The organism is Nitrospira sp. ND1, from assembly GCF_900170025.1.
Taxonomy (GTDB): domain Bacteria; phylum Nitrospirota; class Nitrospiria; order Nitrospirales; family Nitrospiraceae; genus Nitrospira_A.
Map to the genome: position 1 here is coordinate 466,077 of NZ_FWEX01000006.1, position 16,215 is coordinate 482,291.

Here is a 16,215-nt window from a genome sequence, read left to right on the forward strand (position 1 = left end):
GTTGGATGACTCCTACCTACTCGACGAGATCCAACTTGATGCGCAACTCCTTCAATTGCTCGGCACTCACGCCGGAAGGCGCTTCGGTCAGCGGGCATTGCGCGCGTTGCGTCTTGGGAAACGCGATGACATCGCGAATCGAATCGGCGCCACCCAGCAGCATGATCAACCGGTCGAGGCCGAACGCAATGCCGCCGTGCGGAGGCGCGCCATACTCCAGCGCTTCCAGCAGGAAGCCGAACTTCGCTTGAGCCTGTTCCTTGCCGATCCCCAACAGATCCAGAATCCGCAACTGGATGTCGCTACGATGATTGCGAATGCTACCACCGCCGATTTCGCTCCCGTTGAGCACCATGTCGTAGGCCTTGGCCCTGGCCTTCAACGGCTCCGTGTCGAGGAACGGCAGGTCTTCATCCATCGGCGCGGCGAAGGGATTGTGCATGAAGATATAGCGTTTCTCTTCCGGCGAATAGTCCAACAGCGGGAACTCCGTCACCCACAAGGGCTTCCAGGCTGTTTTGTCGATGAGATTCAGTTCCTCACCAAGCAGCAGCCGGATTCGTCCCAAGACATCGTGCACGATGGCCGGTTTATCCGCGCCGAAGAGCACCAGATCGCCGGGCTTCGCTTCCGGCAAGGCCTCGGCAAAGGCCTTGGCATCGAGAAATTTGGCGATTACCGATTCTAACTGGCCGTCCGCAGTGACTTTCAACCAGGCTAGGCCTTTCGCGCCAAAACTTTTCGCCGTTTCACCGAGCGCGTCGATACGACTCCGCGCAATGGAGGCCCCTCCGGACACGATCAGCGCCTTGACGAGTCCGCCCTTGGTCGCCGCCTCCTTGAACACCTTGAATTGGCTTTTCGCGGCAAACGCCGTGACATCATGCAACGGCATGTCGAAGCGAAGGTCCGGCTTGTCCGACCCGTAGCGCCCCATGGCGTCGGCATAGGTCATCCGGGGAAAGGGCGTGGGCAACTGTACCCCGCCGGCATCCTTGAAGACAGAGACGATCATGTGCTCCATGAGCGTCATGACCTGCTCACGATCCACGAACGACATTTCGAGGTCAATCTGGGTAAATTCAGGCTGGCGATCGTTACGAAGGTCTTCGTCGCGGAAGCAACGGGCAATCTGGTAATACCGATCCACACCGCTCACCATCAACACCTGCTTGAACAGCTGCGGCGACTGGGGCAGTGCATAAAACATCCCCGGATTCACGCGGCTGGGCACCAGATAATCACGAGCGCCTTCCGGCGTACTTTTGGTCAACACGGGCGTTTCCACTTCCAGAAACTGCTCCGCATTCAAGAATGCCCGCACCGCCTGCATGATCCCGTGACGCAATCCCAGCAACCGCTGCATCCTCGGGCGCCTGAGATCCAGATAGCGGTACTTCAATCGAAGAGACTCGGTGATCTCAATGTCGTCCTCGATCATGAAGGGTGGCGTCTTGGCTTCGTTGAGAATCTCGACGGCATCCACGAACACTTCGATCTCACCGGTGGGCAGGTTCGGATTCTTGGACTCATCCGGCCTGGCCATCACCTGGCCGGTCACCGACACAACGCATTCGCTCCGCAAGGTATGTGCGGCTTGGTGGACCGCCGCATTCCGCTCGGCGTTGAACACCACTTGCGTCAACCCTGTTCGATCACGCAGATCGATGAACAGCACCATGCCGTGATCCCGGCGACGTTGCACCCATCCGTTCAACACCACTTGCTGACCGACTTGCGCCTTGGTCAATTCCCCACACCGATGGGTCCTGATCTTCATGCTCTTCTCCGCGTTGAGGGCCGCGATTTTCCAGCAGGGCCTCGTTGTCCCGGGCGCGAAGCTGACGATCCGCCGCGCCGCTTCTGTTGAAAGTTCTGACCAGGACCCGAGCGCCGAACCGTCATGCCCCGACCGGGGCCTTGAGGTTTCGCACCGGACCGGGGCCGCTGAAATCCTGCTCCAGGCTGAGTGCGCTGGGGGTTTTGGTCTGGCCCGGTCGGACGCGAGCCAGGGCCACGATCAGCCCCCTGCGGGATCGGACCAGCCTGAGTCCGTTGAAAACCAACCCCTTTGGCAGGACGACGAAATTTGGCACCTGGACTCATGGGCCGCCGCGTGGTTCCGCGACCTGAGCGTGAAGATTTCGCACTGGCCAGAGACCGTTGAGATCGCGGCCCCCGTTCGGAACGCTGAGCTTTTGGCCCACGCCCTGAACGCTCGGGCTTGGGAGGACGAGGCGGAGCCGGCTCCGTCGGCGGCATCCATCGAGTCGGTTTTCCGGACGCGTCCAGTTCCGGACGTTCCGCTCTGGCCACCCGATCCTCCACCAGATCCCGTAACCGATTCGCCTCGCGGTCGGTCAGGAATCGATATTCTCGCGGCGCCAAATCTCCCAAAAGCAACGGTCCCATGCGGACACGCACGAGCTTAATCACCGAATGGCCCACCGCCTCGACCATCCGCTTCACTTGATGTTTCCGTCCTTCGTGAATCGTGACCTCAAGCCACGAATTGCTCTCAGCCTTGCTGACCTTATTCACCTTCGCCGGCGCCGTGAAGCCGTCTTCCAGCTTGACGCCTCGTTCAAGAGCTTCGATCTTCGCATCGTCGAGCACACCCTTGACCTTGATCAAATAGGTTTTCGGAACATGGTAGCGGGGATGGAGCAGCGCCTGAGCCAGGTCGCCGTGATTCGTGAGCAACATGAGCCCTTCGCTGTCGAAATCCAAGCGGCCGACAGGAAACACGCGCACGGTGACTCCGTGCAGGAGGTCCTTCACCGTGGGACGTCCCTCAGGATCATCCAGCGTGGACATGACGTTCTTGGGCTTGTTGAGGATCAAATACACATAGGGCTGCGCAGCCCGAAGATGTTTCCCATCGACTTTGACATGGTCGCGAGCGGGATCGACTTTGGTGCCGAGTTCCTTTACCACGCTACCATTGATCGTCACGCGCCCGGACGTGATCAACTCCTCGGCTTTGCGTCGCGAAGCCAGTCCGGTGCCGGCGATGAGTTTTTGTAGTCTGACTTCCATTTATCTCTATGCCTATCCTTCAGCCATCGTGAGGCGGATGAGATTTACCGTGAGCGTGGCAGCATGTACCAATGTACTAGCCACATCAGGCCCCATCCGATAATTGCAAAACTCACAGCGGTTACTATTCCGTACCTAACGCCCGCGTAGATCACCATCCCAAACCACAATATGCCGAGAATTGAATCAATAATTCTTGAGAGGTTACCGTTTAGTCTCCAGTTAGCAGGAATCAAAAAAGATAATCCTGCAAACGACACCAGAAAGAGGGGGGAAATATTTTCCATTTTAAAACGCGAAATGACTACTCCCACTCAATTGTACTTGGAGGTTTTGAGCTGATGTCGTAGACGACCCGATTGACGCCTTTCACTTCATTGATGATCCGACTCGACATCTTCCCCAGCACATCGCTCGGAATTTTGGCCCAATCGGCGGTCATGCCATCAAGGCTCGTGACCGCGCGGATGGCAATGACATATTCATACGTCCGCTGGTCACCCATGACACCGACCGTCCGGATCGGCAGCAGGACGGCGAAGGCCTGCCAGATCTCTCGATACAGTCCCGCGGCGCGAATTTCCTGATCGACGATCGTTTCCGCCCCGCGCAGAATGGCCAGCCGTTCCTTGGTGACTGCGCCGAGCACGCGGATCGCCAGGCCGGGACCGGGAAAGGGTTGCCGCCAGATAATCTCATCCGGCAGGCCGAGCTCCTGGCCCAAGGCCCGCACTTCGTCCTTGAACAATTCACGCAGGGGCTCGACCAGCTTCAACTTCATTCTGGTCGGCAATCCCCCGACGTTGTGGTGCGTTTTGATCGTCGCCGAGGGGCCCTTGAAGCTCACGCTTTCGATGACATCGGGATACAACGTGCCTTGCACGAGGTATTTGATGCCTTTCAACTTTTTGGACTCGACCTCAAAATTCTTAATGAAGAGACGGCCGATAATCTTTCGCTTCCGCTCAGGGTCGGTCACGCTCTTCAGGCCCGTGAGAAACTGACTGGTGCGATCGAGGATCCGCATGTTCAGATGCATCTGCGACGCGAAGGTTTTCTCGACCTGGTCACGTTCACCGGTACGCAACACCCCGTTGTCGACGAAAATGCAGGTCAGTTGATCGCCGACCGCACGGTGCGTGAGCGCGGCCGCCACAGAGGAATCCACCCCGCCGCTCAAGGCGCAGATCACCCGCTCCGTCCCGACCTGTTGCCTGATCTGTTCAACGGCCGTGTCGACATAGGAGCGCATGGTCCAGGTCGGCTTGCAGCCGCAGATATCGTAAACGAAGTTCTTGAGGATCGTGGCGCCCTCGGTGGTGTGCGCCACTTCCGGATGAAATTGAAGACAGTAGATGCGCTGCCTGGCGTCGTGCCGCTTCATCGCGGCGATGGGAGAATTGTCCGTGTGTGCGATGGAGCGGAATCCTGGCGGCATCCGTTCGATGCGATCCCCGTGCGACATCCACACGACGGTAGAGCCCCGAGTCCCTATTCCCTTGAACAGATCCGACCGGTCATCGAGGGTCAGCTCAGCCCGGCCAAACTCGCGGTGCGGAGCCTTCTCCACTTCGCCGCCCTGCAGATGCGTCACCAGCTGCATTCCGTAGCAAATCCCGAGAATGGGAATGCCCTGTTCGAAGAGTTGTTTGGATACCGAAGGAGCCTTTTTGTCGTACACGCTCGATGGTCCGCCGGATAACACGATACCCTTCGGACGGTAGGCTAATACCGTCGCGAGCGGCACGGTGCAGGGCAGGATCTGCGAATAGACCTGCGCTTCACGGATACGTCGTGCGATCAGCTGCGTGTACTGGGAGCCGAAATCAAGGACAAGGATTCTATCGTGCCAGAGTTCCATGGAGATGTTTCCGTGAAGCGTGAATCGTCGTTCGTCTAGTGAGGGGATCTGAATTGCGAGATACGCTTCACGAGAAACGTTTCACGCGAGGCTATTCCCAATCGGTGCGATAGTTGGGAGCTTCTTTGGTGATGATGACGTCGTGCACGTGCCCCTCGCGGAGACCGGCCACTGTCTGGCGGATGAACGTCGCCTTCTGCTGCAAATCCGGGATGGTCTTACATCCGCAGTAGCCCATGCCGGACTTCACGCCGCCCACCATCTGGTAGATATGGGGAGCCAGCAAGCCTTTGTAGGGCACCCGTCCCTCAATGCCTTCAGGAACCAATTTCGGTGTCGGTCGTCCGCCCTGACCGTATCGATCGCCGCCCCCCCGTTCCATGGCCCCGATCGAACCCATGCCGCGGTACACTTTGTAAGTACGTGCCTGGAACAGCACCGTTTCGCCGGGAGCCTCTTCCGTTCCTGCCAGCAGACTGCCCAGCATGACCACCGAGGCACCGGCCGCCAAGGCTTTCGTAATATCGCCGGAGTACTTAATCCCCCCATCGGCGATGACCGGAACACCCGATCCCGCCAATGCCCTGGCGCAGTCTGCAATCGCCGTCAACTGCGGCATGCCTGCGCCCGACACCATGCGTGTCGTGCAGATCGAACCAGGTCCTACGCCTACTTTCACCGCATCCACACCGGCCTTGACCAAATCCTTGGCCGCCTGGGCCGTCGCAATGTTGCCGGCAATGATGTCCAACTTAGGATGTGCTTTTCTCACCATTTTGACCGTATCCAGCACAGCCTGCGAATGCCCATGCGCCGTATCCACGACCACCACGTCGACACCGGCCTTCACCAGTAACGCCACCCGGTCTGCGGTATCGGGTCCCACCCCCAAAGCCGCCCCGACCCGTAAACGACCGTGGGCATCCTTGCAGGCATTGGGATACTTGATCCGTTTCTCAATGTCCTTAATCGTGATCAGGCCTTTGAGTTCAAATTGCTTGTTGACGACCGGCAGCTTTTCAATTCGGTGCTCGTGCAGAATCTCCCTGGCCTTTTCGAGGCTGGTTCCCTCCGGAGCGGTGATGAGCTTATCGCGCTTCATCACCTGCGACACCTTCAGTTCCATTCGCGTCTCAAAACGCAAGTCTCGATTCGTGAGGATCCCGACCAATTTACCCGACTTGGTCACAGGGATACCGGAAATCCGGTATCTGGCCATGAGGTCATGCGCATCACGGATGGTTTGATCCGGCGAAATCGTAATGGGATCCAGGATCATCCCGCTCTCAGACTTCTTCACCTTGTCGATTTCAGCCGCCTGATCGGTAGGAGAGAGCACACGATGCACGATGCCGAGTCCACCCTCTTGCGCCATTGCAATGGCCAATCGCGCCTCAGTCACGGTGTCCATGGCCGCGCTGACGATGGGAATATTCAGCTGAATGTTTCGAGACAGGCGAGTACGGGTGTCGACCTCGCTCGGGAGGACCTGTGATTTAGCCGGTACCAAGACGACGTCGTCATAGGTGAGCCCGAGCCGAATCTCCTTCTCTAACATCAGTCGCCACCCTCTCCCGGGCCTTTCGCCCGTTGCCCCTACACTCTCGTGGTTTTATCGACCTGCCCTAACTCTGCGGCGGCATCCGCCTCTTCCTGCAACCGCTCGCTGCCTTCATCCGCCGGCATGAATTGCTGCACCCGGGTGTTTCCGCTATCAACGGCGAACACACTCCCCCGGGAATCCACCACGATGCCATACGGGAAGTTGAATTGTCCGTCACCACCGCCGAATCCACCCCACTGAGCGATAAAGTTGCCCTCACGGTCGAACTTCTCGACACGATGGTTGCCGGTATCCGTGACGTACACATCGCCCTGACCATCGACGGCAATGCCCCAAGGAGAGCGCAACTGTCCGGCTTCCTGCGCCAACGGGCTGCTGGCATGGCCGGCCTCGGAACTGCCGCCCCACTTGGTGAGCAACTGCGGCAATACGTTGGTGCTGGTATCGAACTTCTGCACGCGGTGATTACCCATATCGACGACATACACCGTGCCGTCGGCCTGATCTACGGCGATCCCGCGAGGGAAATAGAATTGACCGTCGCCGTTGCCGAAACTGCCCCATGACATGATGAACTCTCCGCTCATGTCGAACTTCTGCACTCTGAAGTTGGCGCTATCCACGACATAGATGTATCCGCGCACCCGATCGATCGCGATACCCCATGGGGCATTGAACTGGCCTTCGCCGTTCCCTCGCGATCCGAACTTCATCAAATAGCCGCCCAGCTTCCCGTCGAACTTCTGCACGCGGTGATTGTTGGTATCCACCACGTAGACATCCCCCTTGGCATCGCAGGCGATACCCGTCGGGTTATGGAAGTTCGCATTGGCGGCGCCGAAATTCCCCCAGAGAATGATGAAATTCCCCGTGCGATCGAATTTCTGGATACGGTTGTTCCCGTTGTCCACGACAAAGATCGACCCCTGTTGATCGATGGCCAGGCCATACATCGGCGCCATGAATTCGCCGCCGTGCAACAACGACGCACCGCGACCAGGCTTGCCCCACTTGGAGACACAAAGATAGCCGGAGGTGTTGACGAGAATCGTCGCGCTCGCCGGGGTGGAGATATTGTTTCCAAGATCTTTGAACCAGACGATGACGGTCTTCTGCCCGTCCCCAGGAGACAGAATGAAGGGGATCGTTGCGCCGAACTTGATCGCCGGCGGCACCTCGACCCAGCCCGGCGTTCCCGCCATCGGGGTCATCGGGTTCTCTGAGATATAGTACGCCGCCACGCCGGTATCGAGGTCGGTGGCGGAAATCGTGACGACAATTTCAGGTGAGTTCGTCATAAACGCGCCGTGGTTGATCACCGCATACGGCGTCTGAGGAGCCGTGATATCGATCAGCACCGGCGTCGCGGACACTTCGTCCGACAATCCACTCTCCGTGCCGTCCTCATAGACCGCCGTCAGCGCGTAATAGTAGGCCTGGTCGTTGGTCAATCCCGAGTGATTGTACGGACTGGTGACGCCCTCGATCTTGGTGCCGCCTTCCTGCGTCAGATTGGCCGAAGTATGAAAGTAGAGATTATAGGAGACCGCCCCAGGTACATCCATCCAGCTCAAGAATGTTTCGGTATCTCCGGGCTTGATCGCCAGATTGCGGGGAATCGGGTACTCACTGACGGCTTGCGCACGTTCGCGCTCCGCCTTGCCACGGTCCAATTCTTCATCGGTCGGCACGTATTTGATGACCCGATGGTTACCGCTATCGACGACGTACACCGCCCCTTCTTTGTCCACGGCCACGCCGGAGGGAAAGTTTAACTGGCCCTCGGTCTTTCCACGATTTCCCCAGGCACAGAGGAAGGTCCCGTTTCCGTCGAACTTTTGAATGCGGTGGTTGCCCTGATCGACGACATACACATTGCCCAAGGCATCGCAGGTCACGCCCCAGGGGGCTTTGAACTGGCCGGGACCGCTTCCTTCACGGCCCCACTTGGTCAAAAAGCTTCCGCGGGTATCGAACTTCTGAATGCGATTATTCCCTTCATCGGCCACATACGTATTCCCGACGAAGTCCACGGCCACACCGCGCGGGAAGAAAAAGGCCCCGTCGAAACTTCCATCCCGACCCCACTTCAACAACGGGGTTCCATCGCCCTTGAACTTTTGAATGCGGGCGTTGTTGGTATCGGTCACGTAAATATTGCCGTCCTGATCGGTGGTCACACCCCAGGGAGCGTCGAACTTATTCATGTCGGCCCCACGCCAGGCAAACCCGAACTTACCCCAGGCCTTCATGGGATTGCCGTCGGTGTCGAGGCGCTGCACGCGATTGTTTCCGGTATCGGCGACGTACACCTGCCCGTCCGAATTCGTGGTCAGTCCGCGCGGATAATAGAAGCCGCCTTCTGCGCTGCCGGCTTCGCCGCCCCAGCGACCGAGAAATTTTCCGTCTTTGTCGAATTTCTGGATGGAGTGATTATCGGTATCGGCCACGTAGATATTGCCGTCCTTGTCTACCGCAATACCAGTCGGAGAACTGAACTCGCCGTCCTCCACGCCCTCCTGCCCGATGATCTTGGCAATGAGGTAGGGAGCCGGGATCGCCATGACTTCCTGAGATTCGGGGCTCTCCCCCTTCTGCGTCACCACGGTCACGACATAGTGGTAGCACGTTCCGTTTGCCAAATCGTCATGCATGAAGGGCGACTGCGCACCTTCAATACATGTCCCCTTTTCCTTGGTCACGCCGATGACGGTTTTGAAATCTTCCGCGCTGGCGATGGGGCGAGTGAGTTCGGAGAATTTAATCTGCACGCCCTTGGTGGTCATGAAATACAGGTTGTAATACATGGCCTCCGGCACAGCGTCCCAGGTAATCATCACCCGGCCATTTCCAGCTTGAGCGGCCACCCCAGTCGGTGCAGGAGGCAGGTCTTCCTCCTCAGCAACGGAGTCCCCGGCGCCCCACTCACTCTGACTTCCCTCCGCCGTGAGATACCGCCGGTCAAACCGAAACATTTCGTCGAGCAGCCAAGCCTTGATCATGGTGTTCCTCGTGGTACGAGATTGGTGAAGATTGGCGGATGTTTCAATAACTTAGATCGGCCAGTCTAACAAAGCGAAAAGAAGGGAGTCAAGGCAAGACCCGCGTGGCCTGGGACGCTCTGGAGGCTCTTCCGCTGATACATCGGCAACGGAGTCACCGCGCCGACCAGAGCGTACGAAGCCGCGCGCTAGGCAGGGTAGGCATCCATCCCCCCAAAGCTGGATGGACGCATTTCTTTCGAATGTCATAGGCTCTGCACTCTCGACGTTGGATAACAACGCGCGTGCCCGGTAAGATGAACCAATCGGAGGTGTACCATGTGGCCAACACGACTTGTGCTCGCAACCCTCGCCGCGAGTCTGCTCCTTACTCCCAGCGTGCACGCGGTCGAGTCATCCCCTGTAGAAATGTGGGAATGCCCAGGCCCAGAGGGAACGATCCTCTACACCAACAAAGAGCGACCCGATTGTCAGGCCAAGGTCCTCAAAGCGCTCTCCGTTGTGCCCTCGCTACCCGATCTGCCACTCGCCCCTCCCAACGGTTCGACCTATCAGCCGACCCCGAAAGCGAAAGATTTTTCATACGACACCCCCATCGGCGCCTTGCGCAATCTCTCCCAGATACCCGAGTCAGGACGCGACTGGTATGCGGGCAACGCCAGCGGCGGGTCGGTGCAGGGCGAAGTTTGCAGCATGTATATGGAATGGATTCATCTGAATCAGAACAGCCGTGGCGGTCACTTCTTCGGCACCGATCCGTCGTACGGCAGCAATCCGACGGCCCGAAACTGGTACACCCCGAGTTACTCATTCTATGACAACGCCCGATACGTCACCCTGTCACAGATCTTCGGCGCGGGTTTTGTTCCAATCGGTTGCCACTAGGTGCTCGCAGCCGCGAACTGCTGCTGATCGTCAGACACAAAAGGCCTTCGGGAAAACCCCCTTCACAGGAGTCTCTCGAAGGCCTTTTATGCATAACGACTGAAAAAGCGCCGGCGGCAATGCGGGGCGAATCTATCGGAGTCTTTGAGCAGACATTGCGACCAGCAGTCAGGACTCTTCCGCGATATCGGCGACTACAAGGTCCCCTCCGGCCTCATTCTCCAGAACGAGTGACTCTGAAGTCTGCCCCGCTTCATCTGCCGGCTCAAGAAGAGCCACAGGCTCATCCATGCCTTCGGACAGCCCTTCGACGACCGCCTCTGTAGATTGCGTCACGGGCTCTCCATCAACTGCCACGACCTCATCAATCGGCAACATCGCCTGCTCAGATTCGCCCAACTCTTTGAACTCACGAAGCGGCGGCAGCTGAGATAAATCGCGCAACCCAAAATGTTCGAGGAAAAACTTGGTCGTCCCATACATGATCGGGCGGCCCGGCTCTTCCTTGCGGCCAACGATGCGCACGAGTTTTCGCTCCAGCAGCGTCCGAATAACCCCTGATGTTTCGACCCCTCGAATCTGCTCGACCTCCGCGCGAACGATCGGCTGCTTGTAGGCAATGATCGCCAGGGATTCCAAGGCTGAGCGCGAGAGTTTCGAGGGAGACTTTACCTTCTCCAACCGTTTGAGCCACGGGGCGAATTCGGCCTTGGTGACGATCCGGTAACCGCCGGCCACTTCAGCCAACTGCAGCCCGCGGCCTTCCTGCTCATAGTCCTGAGCAAGGCTCGCGAGCGCCTGATCGACATCCTGCTTCGTAACCGCTCCGAGCAATGCCAAGAACCGTGTGACCGGAATAGGCTCGGCAGTCACAAAGAGCAAGGCCTCGAGGATACCCTTCAGTGCGCGCATGTCGGACAGCGCAGAATCGGCCGCCGGGGCCGCCATGTCGTGGACAACGCCCTTGCCCGACTCCGGCACCACCTCAACCGCATCGAGTGACGCAGTCGGCTCGTCAACCGGATCCCGCACCTCGATCGATTCCTCGATTGCCTCCTCCACGCCGGGACTCATAGGTTCTTCCATTCAGACTCCTCCACTAGCTCCCCTTCCGCAACCGCTGAGAAGGCACGCGAGACAAGAATCGCCCCGAAAGTTTCACTCTGAAACACGCGCACGACCCTGATTCGAATCAATTCGAGCAGGGCCAGGAAGGTCACGATCACCACAAGCCGATGACTCGACTCCTCGAACAGCGCCGTAAAGGCCATGGATTCATGCAGTTCCAGCGCCTCGATAATGGCGCTCATACGGGTGCGGACCGTGAGGTTGTCCGGAATGATTTCAACAAGTCGCTTGCCTGGATGGCGGGACAAGACCCCCTGCAGCGCATCAACCAGATCAAAGAGGGAAATTTCGTCGAGCAGACTCTCGTCTTTCTTGACCTCGACCGGCGGACCGGGCTCGCGCGAAAACACATCCCGCCATAGACGTTCTTTATAGTCCAGCTGCGAAGCCGCCTCTTTGAACTGCTTATATTCGAGCAGTCGCCGGACGAGTTCTTCGCGCGGATCGGGGCCGTCCTCCTCGTCCACCGCCACCTCGTCGACCGGCAACAACATCCGTGACTTGATATGCAGCAGGGTCGCCGCCATCACGAGGAATTCACCGGCCACAGCCAGGTTCAATTCCTTCATCACCGACAGATAGTCCAAGTATTGCTGCGCGATCAGCGCAATCGGAATATCGTAGATGTTGATTTCGTTTTTCTTAATGAGGTGCAAGAGGAGATCGAGAGGACCTTCGAAATTCTCGATCTTGACTTGGTAGGGCAGTTCAGGTTGGTCCATCAGGTACGAGAGGCTCCCTTGGCCAAAGTTTCAATCTTATACCAATTTATGGGGGGACCGGGCAAGGCTAAAACTATATGTTGTGGGTTCAACCAGGGCTACTTGGCCCTGATGATATAGACCAACAGCCCCAGCGCCATGACAAATAGGAAGATCGTGACGGCCTGGGAAAATGGAGCCGAGGCAGAAGCCGTAGGACCCGGCATCGTTGTGCTGACACGAGCGGTTCTGGTCAGCTGCGGTGTGCGCGCGAAGGTCGCCTGTGCGAGATCATCGGCCTGTTTAAATGCGGCATCGGAAAAGTCGGCCTGCGATCCGAATCGCGCGGAGGCAAACGTAGCCGGACGGTCGAAGATGGCGAACAGAAAAAATGCTTCCCGATCGAACTGAGACGAAGAGAAGTCGCACTTCGCACGGCAATGCGCACCGGAAAATCCTGTTCCGAGGTGAAATACCGCTCGCGAAAAATTTGCATCCTGCTCAAACACCACTTCCAGAAACTCAGTTAACCCCTGAAAGGTCGCCCCGCGAAAAATCGCCGGGCCGGCAAACACCGAGCGGTGAAATCGAGCGTGCGGGCCGAAATGCGTATCCGAAAACATGGCTCCCTGCGTAAATCGATCCTGAACAAAATAACTCTCCTGATGGAAGGTCGAATTCGATCCATCGACCAGGCCGAGAAACACGGTGCGCGAGAGGTCGACGAATCCGGCGAAATCCGTGTGCGCCAACACCACCGGTCCGGTGATCAACAGAAACCCGCTCTTGAGCCGGTTGACGATCCGTCCTTTCACCCTCGACTGCTTGATCACGAATGGCCCGCGGATGACATGCACCTCCTCGTCATTCAGCCCCTCAAGCACTCGACGGTCCTCGGGTGCCAGGTCGCCCACCGCACTCGCCTTCTGAGCCGGCAGCTCATCGAGGACCAGGTCGCCCTGAATCACGACTCCAGACAGGTCCAGCCCCTTTCCCGCCGCCAGCGCCCGCAGCAATTCTTGCGCGGATACGGCACGTGCCTCCCGCTCAGCCTCGGTACAGGTATTCGGTAAATGCAGGGTGAACACAGCCACTGCGCTTTTTACACCCGTCTCCGCGGCACATTCCGCGCGCAGTGCAACGGGGAGCAGCACCATTCCCCACAACACCCCTATTACGGCCCAAATGGGAAATCCACGAGGCCGAGAGGATCGGGATGATGATTCCACAAAACCTCTCCGAACCAACCGAGAAACACATAACGGTGCGAACACTTTACTCCCCCAATGCCTTTGCTACACTTCGACTCATATGTCCGCGATTACACCCGTGGTTCATACCAGCGGAGGCCGACGCTTCCTATGCACGGTCTTTGTCTGCACCGTTGTGCTACTCGCAACTATCCCGCGCGCCGGCGCAGAAGCGGTGGTCGAAGTCCCGATGCTCGCGGCGATCCAATCGAATAACCTCGGCGTGTTCGAAGTGCTCCTGTTGCGTTGGGATCACCGGCCAAGCCCCTCGCCCATGGAGCTGCAATGGCTGGGCGGCAACATCCGGCCCGGACAGACGAACCTCAGTTCCATGGTCCTTGCCTTTCAATATGCGCTCGCCCACACGCCACAGATCGATCATGCGGGAACGGTCAGTGCCATGGGCATCGCATACGCCGCAACCGGGACAGACGGCCCGAGCGCAGGGGCAGTGATGACGGTCGGATTTGCGGCGCTATTGAAAGGAGATCATATCCGGCGAGGGATTGCCTTAACCGGTACGATTGCCAAGGATGGCACCATCGGACCCGTGGGCGGCATCCCCGACAAGATTCGTGCGGCAGCCCGCGAGGGTTATCGCACGATCCTGATCCCCCAAGGCCAGCGGGACGATCCGCGCTGGAACCTCAACCGGCTCGCCTGGGAGCTCAACGTTGAAGTCACGGAGGTCGCCACAGTCGAGGAGGCCTACCGTCTCATGACCGGAGGCACACTCGAATAGGAGTCTCGCGGTCGGTGGACGCCGCGGCTACGCTTCCACCCCCAACCCTTCGACGATTGCCCGAAACTCCGCGTCCGTGAGACGATGCATGCCAAGACTAAGCCGCCGAGTCAATTCGGCCTGCGCCTCGATACCCAACACCCGCTGAAGCAGAGCCTGACAGTCCGGCGCATGACCCTGCCAACGCCGGAGCGGCGTGACCCGAACAAATCCATATCGGGCTTCTGTTCGCACCTCGTCCTTGAGCAATTCATCCAGGGCTTGAAACGGCTGGACCGGTGAAGTAATCGTAAACTCCGCTCGAATACCTTCCTTCAGCACATACACCAGTCCGTGGGAGTCCTGCGCCAAAAACTTCTGGAGATTGTCGCGAATCAAGGCCGTGCAGAGACCCCAAATCCCGGCGCCAAGCTGCAGCTCGGCACTCTCCTGGGAGGTCCGTTCACGAAGGGCTCCGGCGATAAACAAAAAATGGCTCATGAAATCTACAGGATCAGGATGATGGCCAGAAGCCGCTACCAGCGGAGCACCACAGCGACGGGCGCGAGGAATCTTCCCCAGACAGCCCCAGGCCTGTCTGGACGGAGGTCACCATCAGGCCTGTTCAGTGGAGCCTTCACTGGCTAGGGAGCACGTGGCACAAAGAGGCATCAACCGAGCACAACCCGGTAAGCCACGACACCAACGTGGGCTAATTGTTGCGATACTCGTCTGCGTCGTCGAGGAGATCTTCCGACTTTTCCAGATAGTCCACGTCGTCGTCTTCACCATCGAGTCCGAGTTCTTCTTCGATCTCTTCTTCGATTTCTTCCGACACATCCTCAAGGTCTTCCGCCATTTCCTCTTCGTCATCGAGCTCCAGCGGTCGAGGCTCGGGCTCCACCTTCGCCGCCTTGCTGACCTCCGGCACTGGAGGCTTCGCAGGTTTCGACTCAGGAATCACGGCCGACTGTTCGACCGGAGGGTTGACCTTGGGGGGCGCAGGCTTGGGTTTGGGCTTTGCCGCAGGCTTGACGGCTTTCGGCGCCGGCTTCACCGCTTTGGAGACGGGCTTCGCCTTGGAAGGACGTTTGGCCGCTGCAGCCGGTTTTTGGGCCACTTTTCTTGCGGGCTTGACGACTTTCTTCGCGGCAGGTTTCCCCTTTACCGCTACCGCCTTCTTGGCCTTCACAGGCTTCTTAGCTGCCACGGCTTTCTTCAGCTTCGTCGCCTTTTTCACCGCGACTTTTTTCGGCGGCGAGGCTTTGGCAGCAACGCTTTTCTTTTTCACGATTTTCTTCGCCATTCCACGTCCTCCTCTCAGGTCTTCAGCATGGCACGTCGGTGGTAAAGCGGCCTCCATCTAGCATGAACAAGCGGGTTCTTGCAACCATCCTGCACCCACGGCTGACTGTGTCAGGCTGCAACGCTGTCGCGCCCCTGCAAGCATTCACATTCGTGCCGTCGGCGCCGCCCGGGCGCATCCAGCACGACCCGGCGTGTTCCTTCCTCCAGCCCAGGCGAATGCCTCCCCATAGGCCGACTGAATCCTTCCGTCGGGAACCTGTCTCTATGTATAATAGATGTATATTGATTCACCGGAATGACGACGCTATGAGCTGGAGACTGTTCTTCTTCGTATTGGCGACAAGCACCTTGATAGCCTGGCCGACCTCTGCGACGCCACCGGCGACGCAAGTCCTGATGGACAGCGGATCACCCTATTATGTGCCTGCAGCTGTGACTGTAACCGCCGGCGGCGCCATCCGTTGGGAAAATCCAACGCCCACCCACCATACCGTGACCCACGATGCATGCCTTGAAGAAACCGGCCGTTGCGCCTTCGACTCAGGGGCCGTCGAACCGGGAGGAGCCTACACCATCCCAAGCCTGCCGCCTGGCCGTTACCCCTATCAATGCCGCATTCACCCCATTATGCGCGGCATGATTATCGTGACGGAGTCGCCGCTGCTTCCCTCGCAGACGTAGCCACTCCTCCTCATCGAGGTTCTTGCACGTCAGCGCCGCGCTCGTGTAGGCTGCGGCTTTTCGTGCCTAGGACCT

General features: G+C 58.3%; 13 protein-coding genes. 3 read left to right on the plus strand and 10 right to left on the minus strand.

The annotated features are described in order from the left end of the window. Positions 1 to 16: 16 nt before the first annotated feature. The 5 genes from aspS to NSND_RS06760 all read right to left on the minus strand — a co-directional run bounded on the left by aspS (position 17) and on the right by NSND_RS06760 (position 9,466). Entirely contained in the window at positions 17 to 1,780 is a 1,764-nt protein-coding gene (gene aspS, locus NSND_RS06740; protein ID WP_080878266.1) for an aspartate--tRNA ligase, read from the minus strand. Beyond that, a complete protein-coding gene (locus NSND_RS06745) occupies positions 1,777 to 3,039 on the minus strand; it encodes a pseudouridine synthase (RefSeq protein ID WP_080878267.1) in 1,263 nt (420 codons plus the stop codon). The genes aspS and NSND_RS06745 overlap by 4 nt, the downstream gene beginning before the upstream one ends. A gap of 304 nt (positions 3,040 to 3,343) precedes the next feature. Beyond that, a complete protein-coding gene (gene guaA / locus NSND_RS06750) occupies positions 3,344 to 4,900 on the minus strand; it encodes a glutamine-hydrolyzing GMP synthase (protein ID WP_080878268.1) in 1,557 nt (518 codons plus the stop codon). A gap of 91 nt (positions 4,901 to 4,991) precedes the next feature. Then, complete coding sequence (guaB, locus tag NSND_RS06755) at positions 4,992 to 6,458, minus strand: IMP dehydrogenase (RefSeq protein ID WP_080878269.1); 1,467 nt, start codon at positions 6,456 to 6,458, stop codon at positions 4,992 to 4,994. Positions 6,459 to 6,496: 38 nt separating this feature from the next. Beyond that, positions 6,497 to 9,466 carry a 6-bladed beta-propeller gene (locus NSND_RS06760; RefSeq protein ID WP_080878270.1) on the minus strand — a complete coding sequence of 990 codons (2,970 nt, stop codon included), beginning with the start codon at positions 9,464 to 9,466 and terminating at the stop codon, positions 6,497 to 6,499. 318 nt (positions 9,467 to 9,784) lie between these two features. Between NSND_RS06760 and NSND_RS06765 the strand changes: the two genes are divergently transcribed. Then, positions 9,785 to 10,351 carry a hypothetical protein gene (locus NSND_RS06765; protein WP_143833445.1) on the plus strand — a complete coding sequence of 189 codons (567 nt, stop codon included), beginning with the start codon at positions 9,785 to 9,787 and terminating at the stop codon, positions 10,349 to 10,351. A gap of 168 nt (positions 10,352 to 10,519) precedes the next feature. On the opposite strand, the gene scpB is transcribed toward NSND_RS06765, so the two are convergent. From scpB to NSND_RS06780, 3 genes are all read right to left on the minus strand, one after another. Next, on the minus strand, positions 10,520 to 11,437 hold the full coding sequence (scpB, locus tag NSND_RS06770; protein WP_200810508.1) for an SMC-Scp complex subunit ScpB: 918 nt from the start codon (positions 11,435 to 11,437) through the stop codon (positions 10,520 to 10,522). Further along, a complete protein-coding gene (locus tag NSND_RS06775) occupies positions 11,422 to 12,201 on the minus strand; it encodes a segregation and condensation protein A (protein ID WP_080878272.1) in 780 nt (259 codons plus the stop codon). The genes scpB and NSND_RS06775 overlap by 16 nt, the downstream gene beginning before the upstream one ends. A gap of 98 nt (positions 12,202 to 12,299) precedes the next feature. Then, positions 12,300 to 13,337, minus strand: coding sequence for a pentapeptide repeat-containing protein (locus tag NSND_RS06780; RefSeq protein ID WP_080878273.1), 1,038 nt, complete (start codon positions 13,335 to 13,337; stop codon positions 12,300 to 12,302). A gap of 154 nt (positions 13,338 to 13,491) precedes the next feature. Between NSND_RS06780 and NSND_RS06785 the strand changes: the two genes are divergently transcribed. After that, positions 13,492 to 14,172, plus strand: coding sequence for a S16 family serine protease (locus tag NSND_RS06785; protein ID WP_200810509.1), 681 nt, complete (start codon positions 13,492 to 13,494; stop codon positions 14,170 to 14,172). 27 nt (positions 14,173 to 14,199) lie between these two features. Here the strand turns inward: NSND_RS06785 and NSND_RS06790 are convergent, their stop codons facing one another. Next, entirely contained in the window at positions 14,200 to 14,652 is a 453-nt protein-coding gene (locus tag NSND_RS06790) for a hypothetical protein (protein WP_080878275.1), read from the minus strand. 211 nt (positions 14,653 to 14,863) lie between these two features. Continuing rightward, positions 14,864 to 15,457 (minus strand): hypothetical protein, encoded by a 594-nt coding sequence (locus NSND_RS21215; RefSeq protein ID WP_080878276.1) that lies wholly within the window; start codon positions 15,455 to 15,457, stop codon positions 14,864 to 14,866. A 308-nt stretch (positions 15,458 to 15,765) separates the two neighbouring features. Here NSND_RS21215 and NSND_RS06800 point away from each other — a divergent pair, with 308 nt between their 5' ends. Continuing rightward, positions 15,766 to 16,140: a cupredoxin domain-containing protein gene (locus NSND_RS06800; RefSeq protein ID WP_080878277.1), complete on the plus strand. Its 375-nt coding sequence runs from the start codon at positions 15,766 to 15,768 to the stop codon at positions 16,138 to 16,140. Positions 16,141 to 16,215: the final 75 nt, after the last annotated feature.